Source organism: Butyricimonas faecihominis (genome assembly GCF_033096445.1).
Taxonomy (GTDB): Bacteria; Bacteroidota; Bacteroidia; order Bacteroidales; family Marinifilaceae; genus Butyricimonas; species Butyricimonas faecihominis.
This window is the reverse complement of sequence record NZ_AP028155.1, coordinates 252,501-264,144: the sequence shown is the minus strand read 5'-3', so window position 1 is coordinate 264,144 and position 11,644 is coordinate 252,501. Positions and strand designations below refer to the sequence as shown.

Below are 11,644 nucleotides of genomic sequence, written 5' to 3'. Positions count from 1 at the left end.
TGACAAAAGTCAGCTTTTCAAATTTATCTATTTTTTAACATTTAATTCTTTTCTCTCGTGAATGTGAATTTTCCCTCGATTCCCTGTCCATCCTTACTCACCCCAACGATCGTATCAGCATCAACCAAGATACCAAACCAACTATCCAACTCGTACTCGATCTCGTGTTCGGAATGAATAATATCAAACTCTTCGGCATCCAATTTCACCTTATGTTCTTCAAGCCTCCCCACTAAAAATTCCTGCAACATATATCCTTCCTCTCCCTCAAGCTTATCCGTAAAAATAATCCGCCCAGACAAATCATTCCCCTCTTGTTTCAAGAACAACTCACCCTCGGCTACCCCGTAGCCATAATCCTCTTTATATTTCCATTTACCTGTTAAATCCACCTTGCTAATTTTAAATCCGATTAATTTTGTGATTTAGTGATTTCCAATTAAGTGATTATAGAATCTTCCAGTTATCAAATCGACTATCACGGAATCTTCTCAAGCTTTTTCCATCGCTTTTGCCTCGTTCCAATACTCGTCCATTTCCTCCAAGGTCATATCTGAAAGGTTGCGCTCCGTTTCGTGAGCTTTCTTTTCCACGTACGAAAAACGACGAATAAATTTCTTGTTGGATTTCTCCAAAGCATCTTCCGGATTTATACCGTATAGTCGCGCCGCGTTAATCATGGCAAACATGAAATCACCGAATTCTTCTTCCATACGCTCCTGATCCTTCCGGGCTACCTCGACTTCCAATTCACCCAACTCTTCCCGTACTTTTTGCCACACGTCCTCTTTCTGTTTCCAGTCGAACCCGACTCCCCTCACCTTATCTTGAATCCGGTATGCTTTCACTAAAGCCGGAAGAGCATCCGGGACACCTTCCAAAACTTTATTATGACGGCCCTTCTCTTTCAACTTCAATTGCTCCCAGTTACGCAACACGTCATTCTCATCCTCGACCTTCACCTCCCCGTAAATATGCGGGTGACGATAGCGCAACTTGGCACAGATCTCGTTCAAAACATCCGTCATGTCAAATTGCTCCTGTTCCTTCCCGATCAAAGCATAAAACACGATATGCATAAGCAAATCTCCCAGCTCCTTTTTCACCTCCTGCATATCATTTTTCAGAATTGCATCTCCCAGCTCATAAACCTCCTCCACCGATAACGTCCGCAAAGACTCCATCGTCTGTTTATGATCCCAAGGACACTTTTCCCTCAAGGTTTCCATTATATCCAACAGCTCGGCAAAAGCTTCTTTCTGTTTCGTAAAATCTTTCTCCATAACAAACTCTACTCTCGTGAAAAATTTTCAATTTCCAACTTTCAATTTTCAATTGTTTTCCCTACTTTGCACCTGCAAAAATAAGGCTTTTATCCGGAAAAAACCACATTGGAAATAATTTTTGATTTTCAATGACTTAATATTTGGGGGATATAAATTAATGCAGCAAAAATACAAGTCTAAGACACTTTTGCAAGACACATTAGTAAGACACTTATTTTTGCTGAACATGGAAAACCAATACTTTGTAAACGAATTAAGAGCAAGTTTTTTATTAAGAAAACGAAAATCTCGGAAACCCACAAGTATATATATGTCTATATACATTGGTAAAAAACAATTCAAATTTCCCTTAAAAGTACGTGTTTACCCAGACCACTGGTCTCACAAATTACAAAAGGCGTTTACAAGCAATATTTTATGTGAGCTCGATAATAAAAATAATCAAATCGTAAATTGCAAAATAGATGAATACAGAGAACGATTTAATGCGTTTAAAAATTATCTTTGTAATAATTCCAATGAGATAAACCGACGTGAAGCTATTTTGAAACGATATTTAAAAAACGACATGAAAATATGGAAAAATGAAGATAATCCATTCATATGGATGATTCGTAATATTGAAAAACGTGTTGCACCAACATCTGCACCTAAAATGACAAAAGTCATTAAAGACTTTGAAGAATATTGTAAAACAAAAGAAATATATACATTAGAAAGTATTAATCTCGATTTTCTTGAAGAATATAGAGAAACATTGAAATTACTTCCCGGTAAACGTAAAGGTACACTCATATCTATTAACGGAGTAAATTACAAAATGACAATATTAGTTGGAGAATTAAGAGAAGCTGCACGTCACAATCTTTTTAATTACAATATGTCAAATATTGCTTTGTATAAACCACTTCCAGAAAAAGTTAAACAATACGAAAATCAAATCGCATTAACATTGGAAGAAATAAAAAGAATAATGGAATTAGAATTAAGTGGAACATACAAAGAAATAAGAGATGCTTTCATTTTTCAAAGTTTCGTTGGACAACGATTTGGTGACGTAAAAAAATTCAATAATACATTTATTAGAATAAAGAAAGATGATAAGGAATTTCTTCAATTTATTCAACAGAAAAGAACACACCCCGTATACATTGAAGTATTACCTCCTGTAGCCAAAATAATAGATAAAAACACAATGAATTATCATAGCCCTGCTACAGCAAACGATTATCTAAAAAAAATTGCAAAATTAGCAGAAATAAAAGGGGAATATCCGTATACAACTCATACCAAAAATGGAATTGAAACAAAATCATTTCCTAGATATAAACTAATTGGCACACACACCGCTAGAAGATTTTTTATTACGTGGGCAAGAGCCAATAAAGTTCCAGACAATATTATCATGAAAATAACAGGACTTAAAGACAAGGATATGTTAGAACGATATGATAAATTAAGTAATGAAAATGCAGCAATTGAAGCAGGAACAATATTGACAAAAAGTTTAAAAAAAGAAGGACTTATCGAAAATAATAGTTCTTACAAAAACAATAAAAATGAATTAGAAAATCAATCAACAATAGATACCAATTTATTAAACAAATTAGAACAATTAGTTGAAGAAAAAACATTGTTAAAATTAGATAATAATATACTTTCAGAAGAAAAGATAAAGGTTGAAAAAGAATTGATTGAAAAAAATGATTTACTAAAACTTGAACAAACAAAAAAAGATTATGAAGAACATGAAGAAGATTGCCTTAATGAAATTCCAAATGAAACAGATTTCTATAACGAAACAACAGAAGGTAATTTTATTCATGACAAAGAAATATTACAAATAATAATAAAATCAAAAGAAAATAGTAACAATAAGAATTAAATGATATAATTTGCAATTATAAATCATTATGACAATATTTGCATACAATAATATAAAATAATATCATTATGGCAGGAAGTATAATAAGTGCACACAAAGGTGTTTTAAAACGTTATCAAAACAGAGGTATTGAACAAAAATATTTAGAAGAACACGATTCAATTAAATACGAACAAAAAGAGGATAAAGAAAAAATTGAATGCTTAAAAAAGTTTGCTAAAGAAAATAATTTAATTTTAGAAAGAAAGAAAAATAATCCAAGTAAAAACGTAGATAAAGATACGAAATCAGAAATAAATGAATTAATCACTTCTATCACATCCAAAATAAAAGATAATAAAAAACTCTCAGACAAAGATATTGACTCATTCATTGAACAACTTAATAATCTAATACAAACAATCAAATCTGAAAAAAGTAAGATAATTGATAGAATGAAACAAACAATTGAAGCAGAAATTGAAAAATATAAAAAAGAATTAGATAGATTAAATAGTATAAACTAAAGGTGATTATAAAATCACCTTTAATAATTATATAATTGAATAAGATTTTTCACACTTGTAGCCGTATGTTTTTTAGATGTTGAAGTTAAAAAATTCCTTTCATTCAAATATTTTGCACAAGCGTTTAACGACACGTTATTTTCTCTCAACAATTGAATTACTGCAAATGATTTTATATTATTCTCATTATTCAATGCTTTCATTTTCCGTGTTTGAATAGATTTTTTTATAGCTTTATCTAAATTATTAATCAAATTCATAGGCATTCCTAGTTCTACATCACTTCTTTTCAATTCATTCAATGCAGCTTTTGTTCGTGAAGAAATCAATTCTCGTTCCTGCTGTGCCATTGCACAAAATACAGCTAAAGTCAGTGTATTGAATTGTAATAAATCACAAGCAACAAAATCGACGCCAGCGTCTCGCAATGAAAATACGAATGAAACGTTTCTTGAAAGTCTATCAAGTTTAGCGATTACCAATGTAGCATTATGTTCTCTACATTCTTTTAATGCATAATTTAAAGCAATTCTATTATCCAACTTGCCACTTTCTCGTTCACTATACTCTGCAATTAGTTTTCCACCATTACTACTAATATAATTGCATACAGTAGTACGTTGTGCAAGTAATCCTAGTCCTCTTTGTTTATTTTCATCTTTCAAAGATATACGATAATATGCTACGTATTTTTTCATTGCATCAATTATTAATTACAATGCAAATATAATACATTCAATTCATATAATGAATTAAACGAACGTTTAATTCATTATACAATCAAAAAAAGATACATATTTACCGTGTGTTATACGTATTAAATTTCATTTTTACAATTTAAAATTGAATAGACAAATACATATAATACAAATGCTTATTTAATAGATAGATTCATTTTATATACAATTCACATACACGCCTATCATACAAATGAGAACTACGTATCCTCGCTCTCAAATTGAGTACATATTCAACCTTTCTATCAATAGGGTCTGTTTGAAAAATATTTCACATATATATTTTTTCAATTATAAAATACAACCTATCTATTAACGACATATTTATATAGAAAAAACAACTAATATATGAATGAAATAACAAAAAAGAAAATAAGCAAAAAATTAACAGGACGCCCTAAAAGCGCTACAACAAAATACCGTATTAAAAAATCATTACAAAATAGAAAATTGAGTGATACGCATAAAAAGAATATATCAGAATCGCTAAAAGAATATCATAAAAGGAAAAAAGAATGAATAATATAATTCATTCCTTATACCCTTTAGTTGGAATATTTTGTTCTTTACAGAACAAATATAGTTTACGAATTGAAACAGGAATACACAATTCATTAAATCGATTCATATTTTCTCGAACAGATAAATGAATATCGTAATTATCAATTATCAAACTATCATTTATCATTTTCTTTGCACTAGCAATTAATCGCATCATTTCATTCTTCGTTGGATGATATTTACTTTTGTATAATGGATTGACAATATATTTACGTTTATTCTTATACAAATTGATTGTATTACTAGTAGTATAAGCCGAAAGGGCTATTTTAAACAAACGCAAATTACTTATTTCTCTATCTGAATTATCAATATAGTATTGTCGTTCGCAAAATAACTGAAATAACAAATGTTCAAATGTAATATTTTCAGTCATAATCATTCTTATTTTCGCATTCTTATACAATATATTCCCCCTCCCTTTCCCTTTTGCGCCAGCTTTCAATTTCAACACATGACAATTATGAATATCATCACCATTGCGTGTATATTCTTTTACACGTAACCAATCTCGTTTTATTTCAACATAATTATTTGGAAGTTGTATTAAAGGAATATCTTCATCAACAATTGGTATTGGCGTTGAATCATAGTAAGGATATTTTTCTTTATACTTATCTATCAAATTACACGCATCGTTATAATCCTTAACGTTAAAATAATCATTAATAAATTGTCTATCATTAAATTTCACATATACATTTTTATTATCATGTGCATTTTGCAAATGCATACACATATTGTTCTCTCCTTCCCTAATATAAGAACGCTTTTGCACAAAATCATCTTTGATATTAATTGAAGTTACATCTATATCAAAATCACTAAATGAATATACGTTATAATTAGAATATATAATAATATCATTTTTGGCATTTCCAGCAAATTGCTGGCTAGCGTTTCTACACGTTTTATCTTTCAAAATAAAACCATTAATATCATTTGTAATTGACTTAATTATATTATCTACAATTTCATTATATAACTTATTACTTTCAATTAATTCATCAAACACATAGACTGCACGAAATCGATTATTCACTCCAATAATATTACTTGGAGTTGAATACAATATTGAAGGCTTAATGCTCACAAAATCATAAAATTCATTTATAGTAACAAACGTATCATCCAAATCAATCCACACCGTTTGTGTACTTAAAAAATTTGCGATTGTTTTATCTTTTACACTAAAAACAATATCATTAGATTTGAATATGTGACAAAAACAGAATCCTTGTTTTATTAAATCACATAACATATCAACATCTACACTTTGTTTAATGTACTTTATAAATTTCCATTCATGGTTACTAGGTTTTTGTTCAAATTTTTTCAATGATACTGAAATATCAAATTTTTCTTTTTCTATTTTCATTCAAAAAGGCATTAAAATTACACATTACGTACAAATTCAAATACAATTCATACGCATTAACAATCTGTATCAATTGATACAGATAAATGAAATTTAATGCTGTAAGTATCCTTAATCAGAATACTGAAAAAAGAAGATTATACTCCGGATTTCTTCTCACGTGCAAACATACACGCATTATTATTAAAAAACCACTTTCTGGCTCAATTAGACACATATTTAATTCTTTTTAACGAAATAAATTATGAGAGTTAATAACGTAATTTTGAATGTTAATGAATAAAAAAATGCACAATTATGTACGAATAAAAAAGCGTTCGATAGTATTATCGAACGCCAAACAACACACTGCAAAATAATAATGCAGCACACAATATTAATCAATATTTTGCAATCTTTCGTATGTAATCGAAACAACAAAATCTCCTTGCGCTGTTAATGTTTCAAGAACTTCTCCCGTATGCAAACTTATATTTTCAAATACCATATTACTGAATTTAATTTTGATATAATTTTTTGATGCATTTTCTTCTAATATAGTAACGATACTATTATCACTCAAATCAAATCCCATCCCTTCAACACCATGTTTGTCCGGAGCCATTAAAGAAAGCCTTAGACCTATTCCAATTTCTTCCAATTTGTATTGCTTATTCAACTCTATTTTTTTCGATTCTAATCTAGAACTTTCAAACTTATCTAAATTTAACGCATACGAATATAAAGAAAGTGTCACTAAATCTTCTAAATCATCATTCCCAAAATCCGCATTCAATTGTGTTGCTTTCACTTTATAAGTTGCATCATCATCATTCTCTAATTTGTACTTTTTATTTCCTAATACAAATTCTAAATCTTTTCCTTTGTCATCCTTGTCATCGTCATCATCTGAACATGATACAAATGCAGTCATTGCAAACATCATCATCAATACATAAATCATTTTTTTCATAATCTCATTTTTTAATTTTAAATTAATAATATGTGTCTAAAAAAATCTTCAAAAAAATATTCTAACGTTCCACGCATTTCAAAATACGAATACAATTCAAGTAATGATATTATTGTTGTTGCACTTAATGCACCTAACAAATACACAATAATATAATTCATTAATTGAACTTTATCCATTCGTTTAAAACGCATTTTATTACGTTTATCTGTTTTCATAATCATTCATTTTTTGGCACAAAAAAAACGTGTACGTTTTCATCGTACATCGTTGCATGGTATCGCCAAACACCTTGAGTAAATGCACAACTAAACGTACACGCCATTACGACGTGCACGTTTTCAGCAGTTCTCTACTCACAATAATTTGGCGATTTTTGCAACAAGAAAGCTTCAAACGTTCACTATAACTAAGCGGCCATTATACCGCAAAAGAACTCCTCACAAACTGGTTCCCAGTCGCTCGGCAAAGATATGAAAAATTCATAAGACAAATAAACAGTCCATATAGATTATTATCTAAACAATCGAAAATCTTTATACATAAGCTAAGAAATCTACCCAATCCCCCTTATAATAATGAAAAAGACACTATCTTTGTTCTGTCTAAAAAAGAGACAAGACTTGTAGGCAAGCCGATTTAAATGTAAAAAACTGAAAATCAATGCACCTGCAAAAATAAGGCTTTTATTTTAAGTTTCATGATAGAGAGAAGAATAAGTATTGGAAACATTGATCCTATTGACTTTTACGGCATTAACAACGCAAAATTCATTACTTTAAAAGAATTTTTCCCGAAATTGAAGATCACCGCTAGGGGCGATGAAATCATTATTCAGGGAGAAGAAAGCGACATTGATGTCCTTGTTGCCAAAATTAATGCCCTTTTGGAACATTACAATAAATATAACATGCTCACGATCGCCAATCTGAAAAGAATTATTCTGGAAGACGAGATCGTGGAAGACCCCGAGGACCCGGCCTCAATTATTGTTTTCGGGAATAACGGGAAAATTATACGAGCTAGAACGACAAATCAACGTAAACTCGTTGATCTGGCCAAAACAAACGACTTGCTTTTTGCCACGGGTCCGGCCGGCTCCGGTAAAACCTACACGGCAATCGCTCTTGCGGTAAAAGCATTACGCAATAAAGAGGTCAAACGGATCATTCTCAGCCGTCCGGCAGTAGAGGCAGGTGAAAGTCTTGGATTCCTACCCGGGGACATGAAAGAGAAAGTTGATCCCTATTTGCAACCCTTGTACGATGCTCTTTCTGACATGATTCCCTCGAAAAAATTAAGCGAATATCTCGAAACGGAAATCATTCAGATTGCCCCTTTAGCATACATGAGGGGACGTACACTCAATGATGCATTCGTGATTCTCGATGAAGCACAGAACACGACAAAAAATCAGTTAAAAATGTTCCTAACCCGTATGGGTGTCAACGCTAAATTCGTGATCACCGGGGATATGAGCCAAATAGACCTTCCCAAACGAAGTGATTCTGGATTGATTCATGCCTTCAAATTACTGCATCATATAAAAGGAATTGCATTTGTCGAATTCGACAACAGTGACATCGTTCGCCACAGGTTGGTGAAAGAGATTGTTAACGCTTACAACAACGAAGAAAAAACTAAATAACGGATCTTTAAAGCAAATAACATGGAAGCGATTGTAAAAACAAATTTCAAATTCCCGGGACAGAAAGATGAATACGTCGGTAAAGTACGTGACGTGTATAACATCAATGACGAATACCTCGTTATGTTGGTATCCGACAGAATTTCCGCTTTCGACGTGGTACTCCCGAAAGGAATACCTTACAAAGGACAAATATTGAATCAAATTGCCGCTAAATTCCTAGATGCAACGTCAGACATCGTTCCGAACTGGAAAATAGCAACACCCGATCCGATGGTGACCGTTGGTCACAAATGCGAACCGTTCAAAGTAGAAATGGTTATTCGCGGTTACTTGGCCGGAAGTGCATGGAGAGAATACAAATCAGGAAAGAGAACCCTTTGCGGTTTACCTTTGCCGGAAGGAATGGTTGAAAACCAGAAATTCCCGACACCTCTTGTAACTCCTACCACCAAAGCTATGGAAGGACACGATGAAAATATCTCTAAAGAAGAAATCATCTCGTCCGGACTGGTTAGTAAAGAAGATTACGAGGCCATCGAAAAATACACTCTTGCCCTATTCCAAAGAGGAACAGAGATTGCAGCCAAAATGGGATTAATTCTAGTAGACACGAAATACGAATTCGGTAAAAAAGATGGAAAGATCTATTTGATCGACGAAATCCACACCCCGGATTCTTCCCGTTATTTCTATGCCGACGGTTACGAAGAACGCCTAGCAAAAGGAGAAAGACAGCGTCAACTATCCAAAGAATTCGTTCGCGAATGGTTAATGGAAAATAACTTCCAAGGAAAAGAAGGGCAAACTGTTCCGGAAATGACTCCGGAAGTGGTAGCCAACATCACGAATCGTTATATCGAATTATACGAACATATCACGGGAACAAAGTTCGAAAAAGCCGACAGCACGAACATTCTTGCCCGCATCGAGAACAATGTAAATGAATGCTTGGCTAGCCTGAAATAAATAGTCAAAACTTTCCAATAAAGGGGCTGTCTCAAAAGTCTTATCCAGTATCTATAAGCTACCCTCTCCAGCTCCCCCTGTGTAAGGGGGAGTTAGAGGGGGTAGTTGTTTAAAATTGACCTTTTGACCAGCCTCTTTATTTATTTTCTAGCTGATCTAACAGACCTTCAACAGCATCTTCCAGTAAGTCCAACACTAATTCGAATCCGGAATCCCCGCCATAATAAGGATCGGGAACGCTATCCCGGTAGGAAAAACGCTGGCAGAAATCAGTCATCTTGAATATTTTATTCTTTTCTTCCTCGGATGTAGCCATTCTTTGCAGATCACGGATATTCTGGTCATCCATACCGATAATCATGTCAAAATCAGAAAAATCTGCATCCGGATAAAATTTCCGGGATAAACTGGTCAGATCATATCCTCTTCTTATTGCGTGACTTTGCATCCGACGATCCGCCGGATCACCGGAATGATAACCACTAATCCCTGCAGAATCAATATAATATTGTTCCTCCAATCCCCGATCTTTCACGTAATATTTCATAATTGCCTCGGCACTCGGGGAGCGGCATATATTACCCAAACATATGAACAGAATTCTTTTCTTCATAGCTAAACATTAAAAAACGGTTATCATGACCTTGTTTGCCATAATAACCGCTCTCAAAAATTATGTTCTATTAATTAAATAAAGAGTCTACAAACTCTTCACGATTGAATACTTGTAAATCATCAATTTTTTCACCGATACCAATGTATTTCACGGGAATTTTGAATTGATCAGAGATACCAATTACAACGCCACCTTTTGCCGTTCCGTCCAGCTTTGTAATCGCCAAAGCATTTACTTCCGTGGCCAAGGTAAATTGTTTTGCTTGTTCGTAAGCATTTTGCCCGGTAGAACCGTCAAGTACTAACAAAATTTCATGTGGGGCATCCGGAATCACTTTTTGCATGACCTTCTTGATTTTCGTCAATTCGTTCATCAAGTTTATCTTATTGTGTAAACGTCCCGCCGTGTCAATAAGCACCACATCTGCATTCTCCGCTTTCGCTTTACTCAGCGTATCAAAAGCCACAGAAGCCGGATCTGCCCCCATACCCTGTTTTACGATCGGTACCCCTACTCGTTCCGCCCAGATTACCAACTGATCTACCGCGGCAGCTCTAAAGGTATCTGCAGCCCCTAAAACAACAGATTTTCCAGCATCTTTAAATTTGTGAGCCAATTTACCAATTGTCGTTGTCTTACCCACTCCATTCACACCGACTACCATGATCACATAAGGGCCATGTCCTTCCGGTAAACTCAAAGCATCGTAATCCGTTGAATTATTCTCTTTCAACAAATCAACAATCTCTTCTTTCAATACCCGGTTTAATTCATCCGTACCCACATATTTATCCCGCTGTACTCTTTCTTCGATTCGTTCAATGATACGAAGAGTTGTATCAACTCCCACATCCGAAGAAATCAACACTTCTTCCAAGTTATCCAGAACCTCGTCATCAACCTTGGATTTACCAACAATTGCCCGAGAGAGTTTCTTGAATACACTTTCTTTCGTCTTTTCTAAACCTTTATCAAGGCTTTCCTTTTTCTTTTTATTAAATAGACCGAATAATGCCATTTCCACATAAATTGATTCAGAACGCTAAGGTAGGTAAAACAATTGAAAATTGAAAATTGAAAATGAAGAATTGAAAATGAAAGAAAAT

At 33.2% G+C, this 11,644-nt stretch carries 13 protein-coding genes; 5 read left to right on the top strand and 8 right to left on the bottom strand.

From position 1 onward, the window contains the following. Positions 1 to 41 precede the first annotated feature (41 nt). Both R8806_RS01115 and mazG read right to left on the bottom strand, forming a co-directional pair. Positions 42 to 392, bottom strand: a complete 351-nt coding sequence (locus R8806_RS01115) for a hypothetical protein (RefSeq protein WP_027203069.1) — start codon at positions 390 to 392, stop codon at positions 42 to 44. A 99-nt stretch (positions 393 to 491) separates the two neighbouring features. Then, positions 492 to 1,283 (bottom strand): nucleoside triphosphate pyrophosphohydrolase, encoded by a 792-nt coding sequence (gene mazG / locus R8806_RS01110; protein WP_118301910.1) that lies wholly within the window; start codon positions 1,281 to 1,283, stop codon positions 492 to 494. Between the two features lie 229 nt (positions 1,284 to 1,512). Between mazG and R8806_RS01105 the strand changes: the two genes are divergently transcribed. Beyond that, positions 1,513 to 3,171 carry a site-specific integrase gene (locus R8806_RS01105; RefSeq protein ID WP_167513946.1) on the top strand — a complete coding sequence of 553 codons (1,659 nt, stop codon included), beginning with the start codon at positions 1,513 to 1,515 and terminating at the stop codon, positions 3,169 to 3,171. A gap of 68 nt (positions 3,172 to 3,239) precedes the next feature. After that, entirely contained in the window at positions 3,240 to 3,677 is a 438-nt protein-coding gene (locus R8806_RS01100; protein WP_151412178.1) for a hypothetical protein, read from the top strand. A gap of 20 nt (positions 3,678 to 3,697) precedes the next feature. Here the strand turns inward: R8806_RS01100 and R8806_RS01095 are convergent, their stop codons facing one another. Further along, entirely contained in the window at positions 3,698 to 4,375 is a 678-nt protein-coding gene (locus tag R8806_RS01095) for a recombinase family protein (RefSeq protein WP_151412179.1), read from the bottom strand. A 387-nt stretch (positions 4,376 to 4,762) separates the two neighbouring features. On the opposite strand from R8806_RS01095, the gene R8806_RS01090 reads away from it, so the two are divergent. After that, positions 4,763 to 4,933 carry a hypothetical protein gene (locus R8806_RS01090; protein ID WP_164720149.1) on the top strand — a complete coding sequence of 57 codons (171 nt, stop codon included), beginning with the start codon at positions 4,763 to 4,765 and terminating at the stop codon, positions 4,931 to 4,933. Positions 4,934 to 4,943: 10 nt separating this feature from the next. Here R8806_RS01090 and R8806_RS01085 read toward each other — a convergent pair whose 3' ends face one another. The 3 genes from R8806_RS01085 to R8806_RS01075 form a co-directional block, all read right to left on the bottom strand. Beyond that, on the bottom strand, positions 4,944 to 6,353 hold the full coding sequence (locus tag R8806_RS01085; RefSeq protein ID WP_151412180.1) for a hypothetical protein: 1,410 nt from the start codon (positions 6,351 to 6,353) through the stop codon (positions 4,944 to 4,946). 376 nt (positions 6,354 to 6,729) lie between these two features. Next, on the bottom strand, positions 6,730 to 7,305 hold the full coding sequence (locus tag R8806_RS01080) for a hypothetical protein (protein ID WP_124318465.1): 576 nt from the start codon (positions 7,303 to 7,305) through the stop codon (positions 6,730 to 6,732). Between the two features lie 17 nt (positions 7,306 to 7,322). Continuing rightward, the gene (locus tag R8806_RS01075; protein ID WP_151412181.1) at positions 7,323 to 7,523 is read right to left on the bottom strand and encodes a hypothetical protein; all 201 of its coding nucleotides are present in this window, start codon (positions 7,521 to 7,523) and stop codon (positions 7,323 to 7,325) included. Between the two features lie 482 nt (positions 7,524 to 8,005). Here R8806_RS01075 and R8806_RS01070 point away from each other — a divergent pair, with 482 nt between their 5' ends. After that, the gene (locus R8806_RS01070) at positions 8,006 to 8,953 is read left to right on the top strand and encodes a PhoH family protein (RefSeq protein ID WP_124318110.1); all 948 of its coding nucleotides are present in this window, start codon (positions 8,006 to 8,008) and stop codon (positions 8,951 to 8,953) included. A 21-nt stretch (positions 8,954 to 8,974) separates the two neighbouring features. Continuing rightward, a complete protein-coding gene (locus tag R8806_RS01065) occupies positions 8,975 to 9,922 on the top strand; it encodes a phosphoribosylaminoimidazolesuccinocarboxamide synthase (protein WP_124318111.1) in 948 nt (315 codons plus the stop codon). A gap of 136 nt (positions 9,923 to 10,058) precedes the next feature. On the opposite strand, the gene R8806_RS01060 is transcribed toward R8806_RS01065, so the two are convergent. Together R8806_RS01060 and ftsY are read right to left on the bottom strand one after the other, a co-directional pair. After that, positions 10,059 to 10,535 carry a low molecular weight protein-tyrosine-phosphatase gene (locus R8806_RS01060; RefSeq protein WP_087422090.1) on the bottom strand — a complete coding sequence of 159 codons (477 nt, stop codon included), beginning with the start codon at positions 10,533 to 10,535 and terminating at the stop codon, positions 10,059 to 10,061. Positions 10,536 to 10,605: 70 nt separating this feature from the next. After that, a complete protein-coding gene (gene ftsY, locus R8806_RS01055; protein WP_027203074.1) occupies positions 10,606 to 11,556 on the bottom strand; it encodes a signal recognition particle-docking protein FtsY in 951 nt (316 codons plus the stop codon). Positions 11,557 to 11,644: the final 88 nt, after the last annotated feature.